The organism is Proteus sp. fly-1013 (assembly GCF_040140245.1).
In the GTDB taxonomy this organism is placed as follows: domain Bacteria; phylum Pseudomonadota; class Gammaproteobacteria; order Enterobacterales; family Enterobacteriaceae; genus Proteus; species Proteus mirabilis_B.
The window spans coordinates 433,934-450,235 of the sequence record NZ_JBEEWD010000001.1 but is presented as its reverse complement, the minus strand read 5'-3'; the positions used below and the strand labels follow the sequence as shown (position 1 = coordinate 450,235).

General features: G+C 38.5%; 14 protein-coding genes and 1 pseudogene. 6 read left to right on the top strand and 9 right to left on the bottom strand.

The window, feature by feature from the left end; translation table 11 throughout:
• Window positions 1–346: 346 nt before the first annotated feature.
• The 5 genes from ABN236_RS02120 to yieE form a co-directional block, all read right to left on the bottom strand.
• On the bottom strand, window positions 347–2,326 hold the full coding sequence (locus ABN236_RS02120; protein WP_349473270.1) for a ligand-gated channel protein: 1,980 nt from the start codon (window positions 2,324–2,326) through the stop codon (window positions 347–349).
• A 177-nt stretch (window positions 2,327–2,503) separates the two neighbouring features.
• Window positions 2,504–3,286 carry an ABC transporter ATP-binding protein gene (locus tag ABN236_RS02115; RefSeq protein WP_349473269.1) on the bottom strand — a complete coding sequence of 261 codons (783 nt, stop codon included), beginning with the start codon at window positions 3,284–3,286 and terminating at the stop codon, window positions 2,504–2,506.
• Window positions 3,286–4,374, bottom strand: a complete 1,089-nt coding sequence (locus ABN236_RS02110) for a FecCD family ABC transporter permease (RefSeq protein WP_270755846.1) — start codon at window positions 4,372–4,374, stop codon at window positions 3,286–3,288. The genes ABN236_RS02115 and ABN236_RS02110 overlap by 1 nt, the downstream gene beginning before the upstream one ends.
• Before the next feature lie 488 nt (window positions 4,375–4,862).
• The gene (locus ABN236_RS02105; RefSeq protein ID WP_102949381.1) at window positions 4,863–6,350 is read right to left on the bottom strand and encodes an amino acid permease; all 1,488 of its coding nucleotides are present in this window, start codon (window positions 6,348–6,350) and stop codon (window positions 4,863–4,865) included.
• Window positions 6,351–6,468: 118 nt separating this feature from the next.
• On the bottom strand, window positions 6,469–7,362 hold the full coding sequence (yieE, locus tag ABN236_RS02100; protein WP_088493217.1) for a DNA-binding transcriptional regulator YeiE: 894 nt from the start codon (window positions 7,360–7,362) through the stop codon (window positions 6,469–6,471).
• Window positions 7,363–7,546: 184 nt separating this feature from the next.
• On the opposite strand from yieE, the gene ABN236_RS02095 reads away from it, so the two are divergent.
• Both ABN236_RS02095 and nfo read left to right on the top strand, forming a co-directional pair.
• Complete coding sequence (locus tag ABN236_RS02095) at window positions 7,547–8,641, top strand: YeiH family protein (RefSeq protein ID WP_311755199.1); 1,095 nt, start codon at window positions 7,547–7,549, stop codon at window positions 8,639–8,641.
• A 168-nt stretch (window positions 8,642–8,809) separates the two neighbouring features.
• A complete protein-coding gene (nfo, locus tag ABN236_RS02090) occupies window positions 8,810–9,652 on the top strand; it encodes a deoxyribonuclease IV (protein ID WP_194952218.1) in 843 nt (280 codons plus the stop codon).
• Window positions 9,653–9,697: 45 nt separating this feature from the next.
• Here nfo and fruK read toward each other — a convergent pair whose 3' ends face one another.
• Window positions 9,698–10,636: a 1-phosphofructokinase gene (gene fruK, locus ABN236_RS02085; protein ID WP_088493220.1), complete on the bottom strand. Its 939-nt coding sequence runs from the start codon at window positions 10,634–10,636 to the stop codon at window positions 9,698–9,700.
• A 192-nt stretch (window positions 10,637–10,828) separates the two neighbouring features.
• Here fruK and ABN236_RS02080 point away from each other — a divergent pair, with 192 nt between their 5' ends.
• Together ABN236_RS02080 and mtr are read left to right on the top strand one after the other, a co-directional pair.
• The gene (locus tag ABN236_RS02080; RefSeq protein WP_165124611.1) at window positions 10,829–11,245 is read left to right on the top strand and encodes an NUDIX domain-containing protein; all 417 of its coding nucleotides are present in this window, start codon (window positions 10,829–10,831) and stop codon (window positions 11,243–11,245) included.
• A 290-nt stretch (window positions 11,246–11,535) separates the two neighbouring features.
• The gene (mtr, locus tag ABN236_RS02075) at window positions 11,536–12,777 is read left to right on the top strand and encodes a tryptophan permease (protein WP_194952217.1); all 1,242 of its coding nucleotides are present in this window, start codon (window positions 11,536–11,538) and stop codon (window positions 12,775–12,777) included.
• 48 nt (window positions 12,778–12,825) lie between these two features.
• Here mtr and ABN236_RS02070 read toward each other — a convergent pair whose 3' ends face one another.
• Window positions 12,826–13,995, bottom strand: coding sequence for an RNA-guided endonuclease InsQ/TnpB family protein (locus tag ABN236_RS02070; protein WP_349473268.1), 1,170 nt, complete (start codon window positions 13,993–13,995; stop codon window positions 12,826–12,828).
• Between the two features lie 69 nt (window positions 13,996–14,064).
• On the opposite strand from ABN236_RS02070, the pseudogene tnpA reads away from it, so the two are divergent.
• Both tnpA and yeiP read left to right on the top strand, forming a co-directional pair.
• Window positions 14,065–14,285: pseudogene (tnpA, locus tag ABN236_RS02065) on the top strand (IS200/IS605 family transposase); the annotation flags it as partial.
• Between the two features lie 217 nt (window positions 14,286–14,502).
• Complete coding sequence (gene yeiP, locus ABN236_RS02060) at window positions 14,503–15,075, top strand: elongation factor P-like protein YeiP (RefSeq protein WP_088493223.1); 573 nt, start codon at window positions 14,503–14,505, stop codon at window positions 15,073–15,075.
• Window positions 15,076–15,215: 140 nt separating this feature from the next.
• On the opposite strand, the gene ABN236_RS02055 is transcribed toward yeiP, so the two are convergent.
• A complete protein-coding gene (locus ABN236_RS02055; protein ID WP_349473267.1) occupies window positions 15,216–15,545 on the bottom strand; it encodes a YmdA family protein in 330 nt (109 codons plus the stop codon).
• Between the two features lie 266 nt (window positions 15,546–15,811).
• Window positions 15,812–16,123, bottom strand: a complete 312-nt coding sequence (locus ABN236_RS02050) for a YmdA family protein (RefSeq protein ID WP_311755197.1) — start codon at window positions 16,121–16,123, stop codon at window positions 15,812–15,814.
• Window positions 16,124–16,302: the final 179 nt, after the last annotated feature.

The window sequence follows — 16,302 nt, the reverse complement described above, 5'->3', positions numbered from 1 at the left end:
AATAAAGCATTTAAAATACATTAATAAGATTAATGCTAAGGAATTGTTAACTTACACTTCTTTTTACTCCAAAAAATAGACTTTTAATAAAAAATGTCTATTTTTTAACAGCCTGTTTTATATAAACAAAAAGTAAGAGAATAAATTAAGAAAAAAATGGCAAACAATAAGTAGAAATAACAAGCTGATAGTCAGAATAAAACGATGAATAAGATGAATTATTGAGCTAAATATAGACCTCAATATTTAAATTTTCCAGTACTAATTTTGAGCAAACAAGAAAAAATAAGAGATAAAAAAAGACTCCACAAGTGGAGTCTTAATGACACAAACTGAGGGTGAAAAATTAGAAGTTATAGTTCAAACCAATGTTGTAACGACGACCTTCTAATGTGGTATTAAAGTTTTCATAGTTGATGCGACGATCAAATACGTTATAAACACCACCAATCACATTAAGCTGTTTGGTTAAGCTGTAGCTGGTACCAATATCAACAAACGCATAAGAAGGTGTACCTGTTGCCATGCTGGTACGCGATAAATAATCCGATGTTTTACCACGGAAGTTAATGCGTGCCCATGTTTCCATTTCTGGCGTTGTTTCCCAGTTTAAGGTCGCATTAGCCATATGGCGAGGTTGTTTATTCAGTGGTTTACCACTAAATGCACCACTCTTCTGCTCTGAATCAGTAAAGGTATAGTTAGCGGCTAAATTCCATTCTGGTGAAATTGTCCAGTTACCTGTCACCTCGATACCGCGCATATTGGCTTTATCAACATTTTCGCGCGTACTGATAAAGTCATATTGGTGACCATATCCTTGCTCTTTGGTACATGTCGGTAACACGCCTTTATCATCACAAATGCGACGTTCAGTAATTTTATCTTTAAAGTCAGTATTATAAATAGTAACACTTGCCGTTAAGTTGTCACGGTTGTCCCAAATAATACCAATTTCTTCTGTTACTGATTTTTCAGGTTTCAGATCTGGATTACCGTAAATCACAGCATTACCACCTGAGCCACCCGTTGCTTGTCCCCAAGTCTTGGTTGCTTGGCGTAGATCTGGTGAACGATAGCCGGTAGACACACCACCTTTTAACGTCCATTCATCAGCCATATGCCAAACACCGTAAACACGAGGTGTCCAATGCGTACCGTAGTTTTCGTCTTTATCCATACGTAAACCGCCGGTTAAAGAGAAATCATTTGTAAGCGCCCATTCATCTTCAGCAAATAGTGCCCAACTATAACGATCGAGTTTGCTGCCTTTATCTAAATGATTGTTGCTATCTTTTAGCTCTTCAAAGCGATATTGAGCACCAACACTTAATGTATGCGCATCTAGCATAAATACCGTTTGATTACGTATAGTCGTATCATTGTATTCCATTTTACGACTTGGGTTATTATTCTCGTCACGTTGAATATATGTATTCATCGTACCAAAATCATAAACACCGTCATGAGTCAGTGCATATTGCGTTAACTCATATTTACTGAAATCACTACTCTTAGATTTACGAGAGCGCTCAGATGCTGAATATTCCCAACGTGCATCTCGATGTTGGCTGTCTTTTTTAAATTCAAATTCAACCGTGTTTTTGTCATCTGGTGTCCAGCTTAATGTCCCACCACCGCTTGCGGTAATTTGACGATTATAGCCATTCATAAATTTATCTTCACTACGATGTGAATATTGACCTTGGACTTTTAATCCTAGAAGGTTATCAATTAATGGACCTGCTGCATAAAAACTACCCTGTTCAGTATTTCCTGAGTTTTGACGCTCTGTCAGCGTGCTATCAGCACGTAAACTTACATTCCACTCTTTTTGCGCCTTACGGGTAATAATATTGATAACCCCACCCATTGCATCTGAACCATATAAAGAAGACATTGGGCCACGTACAACTTCAATACGTTCAATAGCAGGTAAAGGCGGTAACCAACCCTGTTCGATACCAGAGTTATCACTATTAGGGCGCGTTTCACGCGATGCAACACGCTTACCATCAACCAAGATCATGGTATATTTTGCATCCATACCACGAATACTAATATCAGAACTACTTCCACCGCCTGTCACTAATACGCCGGGTACATCTTTTAATGCATCAGTCACATCACGGTAAGATTTGGTTTCTAATTGTTCACGAGTGACAACAGAAACCGATGCAGGTGCATCTTCAACGGTTTGTTTAAACCCTGAAGCGGTTGTTACAAGCAGTTTTTCTACATTTTCTGCTGATGCAGTCATAACAAAACTTGATGCAATAGCAGCAACAACGCCAAGTGCGATTTTATTTTTATTTAACACTACCATTCCCGATTCTCCAAGAATATATATTCTTTAAGTTTTATATAGATGGACAGATCGACAGTTGCTCAGAAATTAGGGTAATAGATGAACTCAATTACCCTTAGTTATTTTAATATTATTTTTATATCCCTATTTACTGCATCCCTATATTTACTTCTTTTCTCTTTCTCTTTTACTTCTCTATATTTTATCCACTAAGCCATCAATAATAATTTGAGGTATTCCTTGTGAACAATATTCCAATCTACCTTGAACACCATAAACATCCGCAAGGCTTTGTGCCGTGATAACCTTATCTGGCGCACCCTGTGCAATTAATTGTCCTTGTTTCAACATTAATACATGTTCGCCATGTCGTAAGGCGATATTAATATCGTGAACAACGACAACAGTAATAATATTTCTACGGTGTGTTTCTTTAGCGACTAAATCCATTACATGATATTGGTAATTAAGATCCAGCGCACTTAATGGCTCGTCCAATAATAATAAAGAGGGTTGTCTAATTAATGATTGAGCAAGCCCAACTAATTGTTTTTGACCACCCGATAATTCATCTAAATATCGTAATGCTAAATGCTCAATACCTAATTGACGTAATAAGTGCATTACCTGAGCTTCACTATGTTCATTATGTAATCCACCTGAAGCACGCTGTGCCACAATAATGGATTCTAAAACATGTAAATGAACACCTGCTGGTAATGTTTGTGGCAAATAGACTACATTTTGGGCACGCTGTGCAAAATTCATCGAAGCTAGATCGTTACCATCTAAACTGACAACACCTGATGATTTATTTAATCCAGCTAGCGCTCTTAGTAATGTTGATTTTCCACTACCATTTGGCCCCAATAATACAGTGACCTTTCCTTTTGGTAATGGCTCTATATCCAGTGCCTTAATAATAAGATGTTTAGCATATCCAGCATTAAAACCTTGGATCTTTAACCCTTCCATCATTAGATATTCCCCCTATGACGTAAAATCATACTGAGGAAAAATGGCACGCCCACCAGCGATGTCACAATACCCACCGGAATAATGACACCCGGTATTAAATTTTTAGACGCAATTGATGCCAATGATAAAACTAAAGCCCCAATTAGTGCGCTTGCTGGCAGATAGAATCGATGATCTTCACCAAACATCATGCGAGCAATATGAGGTGCAACCAAACCAATAAAGGCAATAGGTCCAACAAAGGCAACTGCAAGCGCTGTTAAAATACTAATACGCAGTAATGAACCTAATCTTAAACGCTTTACATCAATACCAAAGCTAATCGCTCTATCTTCACCTAATCGCAATGCAGTTAATTTCCATGAACTCATCCATGAAATCGCCATAATGACCGCAAAAGCACCCGCCATAACACCGAGTTTTACCCATGTTGCACGCGCTAGACTTCCCATAGTCCAGAAAACCAGACCTTGGAGCGTGTCTTCTGTTGCAATAAATTGCATCATTGAGACTAATGCATTAAAGGTAAATACCATGGCTATACCAAACAGCACAACGCCAGATGTTGGAACACGCGTCCAACGAGTTATTCCGTCTAATAATAAGGCTGATAATAAGGCAAAGAGAAACGCATTCGCCGAAATAAACCATTGGTCAGGAATACCCGGAATACCAATACCTAAAACAATCGCCAATGCAGCACCAAATGAAGCTGCATTTGATAAACCCAGTGTGAATGGACTTGCTAATGGGTTATTTAGAATAGTTTGCATTTCTGCACCCGCTAACCCTAGTGACATCCCTACCACAACCGCCATTAAGGCATAAGGTAAGCGGATATCCCACACAATCACTCGTGAACCTGCATCAACAAGTTCAGGCTGAAAAAGGGTTGTTAATAATTTATCAAGTGATAAACCAGAAGGTCCCATAGTGAAATCTAACACCACTGAACCACAAATAATTAAAACGATAACTCCAAGCCATAACATGCGTTTATTCATCATTTTTCGATAATGGGCTTTCACATTATCTGATGCATTTTTTTCATGCTCTTGTGTGGCGAGTCTCTCTGACATAATGCTCATATCAATTGTTGTACCTAGTTTTTTTTTCTACGTTTTTCTGTTCTTACCAACACATTAAGTAAGCAAAAACATACCGTACAACTCATCAACTGTTTTTTATGTACAAAAAGCCAATTATTAATTTGAGACAATTTATTCAACAAAGAAGTGAGTCGCCAAATTATTATACGGTGAATCATATTCGCTGTGTAATTTATTATATGGCGATAAACTATTGGTTGGCTGTATTGAGCACTAGAAGGGCTAATTATTATCAGACTCATTACATTAAGCATATTATTTACAACCACTAGCGCTATCATTTTATTTTTCAGCAAATAAATTGTGCGCTAACAATAAAGCAAATAATAATAATTATCAATGCGATTGCCGATATAATTAGAGTTTTTGTATGTTTTCTATAATTGACGAGGCAAAAAATAAAAAAACGCCCGTTTTACAGTGATCGAGATCACAAAAACGGGCGTTTTAATAGTTTGATTTATAGGTTATTTTTTATTCTCAATATGTGTTGGAAATTCCATTTCGTTATAACGAATAAAACGGGTTTTCTTCACAATCTTATAAGTAAACCAAATTAATAAGAATAATGGGATACCAATATAGGTTGCAATTGCACCATACCAATCAATTGTGTCTTCTAAAAAGGCTTGGTAATTTTGACCTAATGTAATAATTAAGCACAATATAAAGGCGAAAATAGGACCAATTGGGAAGAAGCCAGAGCGATAAGGTAAGTCATTTAAATCGCGACCTTGTGCAACATAACCTTTACGGAAACGGTAGTGGCTAATCGCAATACCTAACCATGCAATAAAACCCGTCATTCCTGAGGTATTTAATAACCACAAGTAAACAGTTTGGTTTCCGTACATTGAACTTAGGAAGCATAGACCAGCAACAACAGTTGTTGCATAAAGTGCATTGCGTGGCACACCGTTTTTAGACAATTTACCAAAGCATTTTGGCGCTTTGCCTTCTCTTGCTAACGTAAACAGCATACGCGTTGATGCATACATGCCCGAGTTACCAGCAGAAAGTACCGCCGTTAAGATAACCGCATTCATGATAGCTGCCGCAGATAATAATCCCGCATTTTTAAAGACTAGTGTGAATGGACTAACGCTAATATCACCTACATCATTACGCAGTAAGCTAGGATCAGTGTAAGGGATTATTAAGCTAATAATTAAAATTGCAAAGATATAAAACAGTAAGATACGCCAGAAAACTTTACGCACAGCTTTTGGAATATTTTTAGCTGGATCTTTAGATTCACCCGCCGCAATACCAATTAATTCTGTACCTTGGAATGAGAAACCAACAATCATGGCAACACCAATCATGGCAGCAAATCCACCCGCAAAAGGTGCATCACCAATTTCCCAATTATGCCAACCTGCGTTTTCGGCACCTTTCATAATGCCAGTGATCATCGCGATGCCTACAATAATAAAAATAATTACTGTAGAAACTTTGATCAGTGAAAACCAGTATTCTGCCTCACCAAACCCTTTTACAGAGATATAGTTGAGCAAGAAAATAACGCCAAGGAATAAGGCACTCCAAATCCAACCATCAACATCAGGGAACCAATAGAGCATCACTAATTGTGCAGCAACAAGGTCAACAGCAATTGTAACTGCCCAGTTGTACCAATAGTTCCAGCCTAATGCGAAACCAAAGCCTTCTTCTACATATTTAGATCCGTATGTTGAGAATGAGCCGGACACAGGCATAAATGCGGCTAATTCCCCAAGGCTTGTCATTAGAAAATAGACCATTAGTCCAATTAATGCATAAGAGAGTAATGCCCCACCCGGCCCTGCTTGAGCAACAGTTGCACCAGATGCGACAAAAAGTCCTGTACCAATTGAACCACCAATAGCGATCATCGCTAAATGTCGCGCTTTTAACTCTCGGCGCAAAGTGCGTACTGCGCCCGAACCAGCAGTACTATTTTGTTGTTCTGACATAACATTCCACTTTTATATTCACTTTTCTAACGAGGATTGTAGCAAATCTGTCGTTCGTGAATAGCAAGGATCTAGGATTATAAGATACCTTCATGATCGGGCGTCAATTATTAGCAATTTATGAAAAATTGCCGATTAAGTGTTCAGCATTACAATATGTCAGGAGTTTTTTCAGTGCATCAGAGACATGTTTTTGGCGATGATAAACCAGATATAGGGTACGTTGTAATGCCAGCCCTTCTACTTTTATCTCTTTTAATGAGCCATTATTAATCTGTTCTTCAATCACTCGGCGAGATAAACAACTGATCCCCATTTCATACATAACGGCATGTTTTATTGCTTCTGAGTTACCTAATTCCATTTCAATGCGATAACCCGGCAAAGAAGCAAAGAGAAGATGGTTAAGCACATCTCGAGTTCCTGAACCATTTTCTCGTAAAATCCAAGGAGCTGACTGTAAATCAGCTAAAGTCACTTTCGGTGCTTTAGCTAGTGGATGATCCGGCGAGCAAAAAATAACCATTTCATCTAAAAGCCATTTCTGGCTAATCAGTTCAGAACTTTGACAAGCACCTTCAATTAACCCTAAATCAACACGGAACTCGCTCACTAACTTAACGACTTCTTCGGTATTTCCAATACTCATTTCTAGCGGAATATCAGGATAATTACGATGAAAATTCCCCAACATTTGAGGAAGAATATAATTGCCTATTGTTGTACTTGCAGCGATACGCAAAGCACCATTTCCAGCTTGGAATAATTGCTCAACTTCAGTTGCTCGTTCAAGTAAAGATAGCGCTCTAGGATAAAGTAATCGTCCATGTTCATTTGTGACAAGCCGTTTTCCCACTCTATCAAAAAGCTGTACACCTAGTTGGCTTTCGAGATCAGTTAAAGAAGCACTGACAGCAGATTGAGATAAAGCAAGCTGTTGTGATGCTTGCGTTGTAGAACCACTCTTGAGAACTTCAGTAAAGACTTCCAGTTGCCGCAACGTAATTCGCATATCCATTCCACCTTTGAACTGTCATTGTAATAACATACTATCCACAAACCAGTAACATACCAAGTACATTTAAGAAAATACACCTATATTAGTTTTACTGGTTATTATTATAAAAATAATGAGTTTAATAAATAAGATTGCTTGTTATATGCTTATGCAAAATTTATATAAGCAAGGTTTTTCTATGTCAGAGCAAAGTCAACCTATTACATTGGCGAAAAAATGTTTCACTCCAGTCTATCGCTGGCTTCCTGGTTTATTACTAACAGGCGTATTAACTGCGCTTGCTATTTATATTGGTGATATTCCTTGGTTTGCGAGCATGGGTTTAGGTGCATTAACGCTGGCGATCCTATTCGGTATTATTGTGGGTAATACCTTTTATCCTGTTGCAAAACCTTATAGTGATGAAGGTGTCAAATTCGCTAAACACTATTTATTACGTACAGGTATTATTTTGTACGGTTTTAGACTGACTTTTCAGCAAATTGCAGATGTAGGTGCAACAGGTTTAATTATAGATGCCATTATGCTGACATCGACTTTTCTTATCGCTATGTGGATTGGTCGCAAATATTTTGGTTTAGATGAACAAACTGTCATCTTGATTGGTGCTGGTAGTAGTATTTGTGGTGCAGCGGCGGTTATGGCGACAGAGCCTGTTGTTAAAGCACAAGCAAGCCAAGTTGCTGTTGCGGTTTCTACTGTCGTGATCTTCGGGACTATCGGTATTTTCCTTTACCCTTGGTTCTACCATTTAAATGCATTTGCAGGCTGGTTACCCTTTACCGAAGAAACCTTTGGTGTTTTCTCCGGCTCGACTATTCATGAAGTCGCTCAAGTTGTCGCCGTAGGACACTCAATTAGCCCTGATGCTGAAAATGCCGCGGTTATTAGTAAAATGATCCGCGTAATGATGATAGCGCCTTTCTTAATTATTCTTTCAACTTATTTAAGTAAAAAGAAAAGCAAAGCAAACAATGGCGCACAATCGACTGAGAAAAGCCCAATTACTATTCCTTGGTTTGCCGTTTTCTTTATTTTAATGGCGGGCTTTAACTCTTTAAATTTAATTCCAGCATCGATTGTTAGCTACATTGTGACTATTGATACCATTCTCTTAGCAATGGCAATGGTGGCATTAGGTTTAACAACACATATTAGCGCTATCCGACAAGCAGGTGTCAAACCATTATTATTAGCCTTATTCTTATTTTTCTGGTTAACCCTTGGTGGTGCGATGATTAATATCTTTATTCAAACTGTGTTGATGTCTTAATAGGAATATCGAGATTAATTAATCCCCCTTAAAATTTCGCCTTGAGAAGCACTTTTCATTATTGCGCAACTATTTTTAGTTGCGCTTTTTTGCTTTTATCACCTCGATATGATGTTATACGCTGTATGTTTGTTATCATGGTGTAAAATAAATCTAAGGAGAGAAATAATGAAATTTGTTGGCGCACATGTCAGTGCTGCTGGTGGCGTCGATCAGGCGGTATTACGCGCACATGAAATAAAAGCTACTGCGTTTGCCCTTTTTACTAAGAATCAGCGCCAGTGGAAAGCTGCACCATTATCCACAGATGTCATTGATAAATTTAAAAAGAACTGTGAGCTTTATGGTTATAGCCCTTCTCAAATTTTACCCCATGACAGTTATCTCATTAATTTAGGTCACCCTGAAGAAGATGCTCTTGAAAAATCAAGAGACGCATTTCTAGATGAAATGCAGCGTTGTGAACAACTGGGTATTGAGTTACTTAATTTCCATCCGGGAAGCCATTTAAATAAGATTGATGTTGATAAGTGCCTACAAAAAATTGCTCAATCAATTAACATCACTTTAGAAAAAACGAAAAATGTCACTGCTGTGATTGAAAATACCGCAGGGCAAGGTACAAATTTAGGTTATCGTTTTGAACATCTAGCCGCTATTATTGATGGGGTAGAAGATAAATCTCGTGTAGGCGTTTGTATTGATACTTGCCACACTTTCGCTGCCGGTTATGATCTAAGAACAATTGAAGATTGCGAGAAAACATTCGCTGAATTTGAAAAGATTGTCGGCTTTCAATATCTAAAAGCAATGCACCTTAATGATGCGAAAAGCGAATTAGCCAGTCGAGTAGACCGTCACCACAGTTTAGGTGAAGGAAATATTGGTAAAGTCCCTTTTAGCTATATTATGCAAGATAAGCGTTTTGATGGCATTCCGCTGATTTTAGAAACCATCAATCCTGATATTTGGCCTGACGAAATTGCTTGGTTAAAATCACAACAAGCCTAATTTTGATATTCTTTGCGGTTTATCTCAAATAAACCGCAAATTATCTTATTTAATCGGTGTTAGTTCTATCTTAGTCATCATTTCAGCAAGTTGACTTCTGTCTTTTATTCCTACATCAGGCTGACTGACTGATAACGCAGAAATCGCAGTTGCAAGACGCAAAGTATGTTCACTTGTTTGACTCATTAATAAACCATACACTAATCCAGCAACCATCGAATCCCCGGCACCAACGGTACTTATCACATCACAGTGTGGTGGCTTTGCAAGCCATGCACCAGATGCATTTACCCATAAAGCTCCTCTTTCACCCAGTGAAATAACCACATGTGCTATGCCTTTATCGCGTAGTTGATGAGCGGCTTTAATAATATCTGCCATTTCAGTTAATGAATGCCCTACCCACGCTTCTAATTCACGATGGTTAGGCTTTATCAGCCAAGGTGCTGCTTTTAGCCCTGCGACTAAAGCATCACGACTACTGTCAAAAATAATGCATGGACATAATCTTCTCAGCTTAATCATCCATTGAGTAAAGGCTTCAGGATCAACACCATTTGGTAAACTGCCACTGACAACGACCATATCGAAATGACCAAGCCAATTAAGTGAATCCGTTGCAAAGCGCTGCCAATCTTGCTCTGATACGGTAAATCCTGAAAAATTAAAGTCAGTGACTTGCCCTTTTCCTTCGGTTAACTTCACATTAATGCGTGTTCGACCTGACACAAGATAAAAACGGTTAGCCATCCCATTTTCACTAAAGAAGTGCTGAAATTCTTCTTGATTTTCACGTCCCATAAACCCGCTAACAGTAATATCAATGCCCAAATCACGTAAGACTTTCGCGACATTATTGCCTTTACCCGCAGGATTAAGCCCAGCTGTTCGGACTAAATTAACACCACCTACATCAATAGCTGGACAAGCACCAACAAGATCATAGGCAGGGTTTAAGGTGATCGTAGCGACACGGCGACTCATGCCTTCACTCCCCAATCATTTTTATTATGAATATTTAGGGTGCTATATATAGCATCAATTAACCTTTTATTCAGTGAAATTGATTTTTTTCTCCTTGCACTCGATCCCTCCACAAAGGAGAATATTGCCCGTAAAAACGACTTATTTTATACATTAACTATAACTATATAAAAAAGAAAAAAGGAGTCTCAAATGTCAGTCGTAGTCGGTGTTGGCGTAATTATCACTAATGAAAATGGTGAAGTATTATTAGGAAAACGTTGTGGCAAACATGCCCCTTATTGGTCAATTTTTGGTGGACATGTTGATGAAGGGGAAACTTTTGAGCAATGTGCTATTCGTGAAATAGAAGAAGAAATTGGTATTGCGATCACTGCGCCACAAGTGATCGGTATTAGCAATAATCTAGAAACTTACCAATTAGAAGGTAAACACACTGTCTCTATTTGTATGATCGCACAACACCAAGGTGACGAGCCGAAATTGATGGAACCAGATAAATGTTCTGAAATCCGTTGGTGTTCTCCAGATGATTTACCTGAACCGCACTTTGAAGCCAGCCGTAATTCCATTGCATTATGGAAAAGTAAGCAGTTTTATCAAGGTTAATTAAAAACACCTTATCACTTTCATTATTCTGGATATTTTTTGTTCAGAATAATGTTCGGATTATCTATTTCTGCGTGAATTTTCACTTATTTACTACTGTATTTCTTTATCATTTCTAATAATCATCATACTAATCTATTGATTTATATACCCCACTCTTTCTACTGTATTATTTTTACTCACTTTTTCCTTTTATAAAGCACAATAACCTCTATTTACACCTTTATAGCAAACGTGTATTCTTTACACCATCAAGCTAGTACATTGAGTCAATTTTATAAGGACATCTTATGTCAGAAGTCACATCAATAACAAAGCGCCCATCCATACTTGGTGGTGCAATGATCATTGCAGGTACCGCAGTCGGTGCTGGCATGTTTTCCATCCCTATTGTGACTTCCGGTGTCTGGTTTACCGGCTCTATTTTTCTTCTGATCTACACTTGGTTTTGTTTATTTATGTCTGGGTTAATGATCTTAGAAGTCAACCTTCATTATCCTTTAGGCTCAAGCTTTCATACCATTACCAAAGACTTATTAGGAAAAGGCTGGAGTACTATTAATGGACTATCGATTGCGTTTGTTCTTTATATTCTAACTTACGCTTATATTTCTGCGGGTAGCTCCATTATTGTGCAGAACTTTGCAGAGGTGGTCAGCGTACCACAAGCTATTGCAGGTTTAGTCTTTGCATTAATTGTTGCTTTCTTTGTTTGGTTATCAACACGTGCAGTGGATAGATTAAGCACCATTTTAATTGGCGGTATGGTAATTGCTTTTGTGTTAGCCATTGGTGGCTTATTTACAGAAGTAAAAATGCCTGTGTTATTTAACACCAATGAAAGTAATGCAAGTTATTTACCTTATGCTTTAGCCGCATTACCTTATTTACTGACCTCGTTTGGTTATCACGGCAATATTCCAGGTTTAGTAACGTATTATCGTAAAGATGGCAAAGCTGTTATGAAAAGCTTGCTTATTGGTACATTGATTTCACTGGCAATTTATATTTTATGGCAGTTTGTTGTACAAGGTAATATTCCTCGTGAAGGTTTCAAGCAAGTAATTGCTGATGGTGGGAATATTGGTAACTTATTAGCACAAATGCGTTCAACAACCGCCAATGCCACTGTATCAATGTTATTAGACTTATTCTCTTATATGGCATTAGCAAGTTCATTCTTAGGCGTGTCATTAGGATTATTCGATTACTTAGCGGACTTCTTTAAGTTTTCAAATACAGGAAGCGGTCGATTTAAATCTGCATTAGTCACATTTATACCACCGACTATTTTAGCAATTATTTTCCCTGATGGTTTCTTATATGCCATTGGTTTTGCAGGGCTTGCAGCAACAATTTGGGCTGCGATTATTCCCGCATTAATGGCTAAAGCAAGTCGTGAGCGTAATCAAAGCCAGAGCTTTAAAGCTCCCGGTGGTATGTTTATGATTGGTTTCGTGATTTTATTTGGTGTTATTAATGCCAGCGCACATATTTTAGCAAACTTTAATCTTCTTCCTATCTACCGTTAATTTCCTTTGTGACTGCTCCCCGCCCTGTCGGGCGAAGCTTCCCACTTCTCAGGCCGCAACCGTCTGTGTGACGGATTTACGCGGGCCTCCATGGGCAGAAACGACGAGTCCCGCCGCTTGTAATTCCAGTATGCCCTTGCGTTCGATGCTGATCGCCGCATTGATATCACGGTCATGCTCAACTCCGCATTCGGGACATTGCCAGATACGCTTATGTAATGGCATTTCTGGCATCCTGTGACCGCAGCAATGGCAGGTTTTCGAACTGGCGAACCATTGATCCAGTTTCACCACATGAACACCTTTCTCTGCTGCTTTGTATTCCAGTTTGGTGATAAATCCAGACCATCCCGCATCGCCTATCGCACGAGCCAGATGGGGGTTTTTCATCATATTTGCCGCTTTCAGCGTCTCGACAATTACCGCTTGGTTTTCGTCAACAATTGCGCGAGATAATTTGTGCTGGAAATCGGCACGGGCATTGGCTACACGTTCGTGAACGGTGGCTAGTTGTATTCTGGCTTTGCGTCTGTTTGCACTCCCTTTTTTCTTGCGGGAGAGGGTTTTCTGCTTCCGGCGCAGATTGTGGCTGGCGTTGATAAGATGGTGCGGATTAGCAATTTTATTGCCATCCGATTTGATGGCAAAATGCGTCAGCCCCATGTCGAGTCCCATCACGTTTGATATCAGTGCGGGCTTCGCTGGCGCTTCCATTCCGTCGTCACAGAGTAACGAGGCGTAATATTTCCCCGTTGCGGAACGGCTGATAGTAATGCTTTTTAACGTGCCCGTGATTTCACGATGCAATCGTGCTTCAATCGCTGGGATTTTCGGAATTTTGACTGCATCATCCAGCACTTTCATCCCAACACAGTGATAGCTCGATTGTTTGCCGTGTTTACGTTTGAATGCAGGGAAATGCGCTTTTAATTTCGGATTAAAGAAATTGGAAAAAGCCACATCGAGATTAATCACCGCCTGCTGCAACGCAATAGAATCATATTCTTTAAGCCATCCATATCTGCGGGATTTCTTTGCCACTGCAAGCAGTGGCTTGAGGTCTTTACGCGGGTTTAAATTTACGCCGTGTCGCTGGTAAGCGTGTTTCTTGATATGCAACGCTTTGTTGTACGCGAAACGAACCGCACCAAACTGAGCATTGAGATATTCAGCCTGTTTTGGTGTCGGATAAATGCGTACTTTTGTTGCTCTTAACATAATTAGCGCTCATCGATATAATGCTGTTATTTTAACAAATTAGGTGAGTATATCAATTGAGTAAACGATGTGCATCTGCTGGTTGCTTACCCCCAAAACTGGCGGTCAGTGTGATGGTAAACAACCTGAAATCGGTATCCTCACGCTTACTGCGCCAGCAGAATACACATTTACGAATGCAAGGCAAAACTGGGCTTCTTTAGTCAAGATCGTACTTCGTCTGTAGTGCCGGAGGTGCGACGATTGAAACACTCAGAGCCTATGTTCAGAGTCAGTCAACGCCTGATTGATCTTTAAAGCCCTGCAGGCTTTTCGCCTTATATCCCCGCCCGTATTGGGCGAGGGTTTATGGCAGATTTTGCTAATATCTAAAGCCAGCCCATACTTGAGCTGGCTTTGTTTTTTCATCAAATCTTATAAAAAAATGTGCGAATAACTTGCCAAGTTTCTGCACTGCGAGTAATTTTGTCGCCATTATCGTCAATGTTATTTAATGGAAGGTTTTATATGGCAAAAGCCAATGAAATTAAACGTGGTATGGCTGTTAGTTATAACAACAAATTATTACTGGTAAAAGATATCGACATCCAAGCACCAAGTGCTCGTGGTGCAAGTACGCTGTACAAAATGCGTTTTACTGATATCCGTACAGGCCAAAAAGTAGAAGAGCGTTTTAAAGGCGATGATATGATTGATACCATCAGCTTAACGCGTCGTGCTGTTAGCTTTTCTTACATTGATGGTGATGAATATATCTTTATGGATAATGAAGATTACACACCATATACCTTCAAAAAAGATCAAATTGAAGATGAATTGCTGTTTATTCCTGAGGAAGGCTTAGCGGGAATGCAAGTATTAACAATGGATGGTCAGGTGTTAGCATTAGAACTGCCACAAACTGTTGATATGGAAATTGTTGAAACTGTTCCAGGTATTAAAGGCGCATCTGCAAGTGCTCGTACTAAACCTGCGACATTACCAACAGGGTTAGTTATTCAGGTTCCTGAATACCTTTCTACTGGCGATAAAGTTCGTATTCATATTGCTGAACGTCGCTATATGGGTCGTGCTGACTAATCAACAGTCAAAAACCCTACTCATTAGCGTATAGCTAATGTTGCTTTAAATAGGTCAGATAATCGTAAGAAACCCAATGTGACAAACGATTATTTGACTTGTTTATCTTTGCTACCTACCTCTGTCTACTCACAGACGCCTTAAAAATATTGAACGTCAATAACACCATTTTTTTGGGTATTATCCATCCAACGGATCTCAGCCTTGCCCATATCTTGAGGCAAAATAATAGTTTGTTGGGATTTATCAAAAGACGCAGGAATGATGGGTTGAGTAGATGTAAACACTTTGTTGTGTTTGTAACATTGGTATTCAGCTTTATCAAGTGTGAAATTCATCTCACATGCAGGATCAACAATCGCACCCCGCAGATAAATCTGCCCTGTTGTTTGCATGGGATCAGACGCCCAAGCCAATGATATCGAACTGGAAACGAGAAGACTACATACTACGGTCAGATATTTTCTCATAACGACCTCACTTCTTGTTTGCGCTAGCAGGTATGGGGATCACACCTACCCGACATATTTTCATCATAGCAATAAAATATGACATTTATATAGACATAAGAAGAATATTTGATGTCTATCAAATATAAGTGTTCGATGTTTATAAATAAGAAATCAACGTTGATTAAACTTAAGTCAAATATTTTTAACTTTAATAACAGTTTTCTAAAAGTATTAAAATTTTATTTAATTAATACAATTATTGTTATTATTAGATCTATGGGAAATTAATTATAAACAATGTTCATTACAGCTAAATCGTCATTAATCCATTTAATATCCATAGAACCTTTGTTGTTAATCAATTTAGAGCTAAAGTGCTTATTTCTTTCTAACTGATATTGAGATTCCTGCATTTCACTTCCGTTCCAACAACTTGTTTTAAAAGTGTTTTTCTCTGTATCCATTAGACAATTGCCCTCAACAATTGCACCAACAAAAGTTATAGTTCCGGAACCGATGACTTTATTTTCCTTAGCAAAAGTAGGTGTACTTAATAACAAAGTCAGACACGTAGCTGCAACATAAAACTTATTCAAAACTAATCTCCTCTGATTATTGGGTGTGTGAATTCCACAAGCCAATATGTTATTAAAGTCCTAACTAATATCGGCTTGTTACTTTATTTATTTAACTTTTATCTTTAATTAAAGAATAGAAAAAAATTATATAATACTCAAATTACGAGTATCAATAAAAAATATTCTAAATTTAAGTT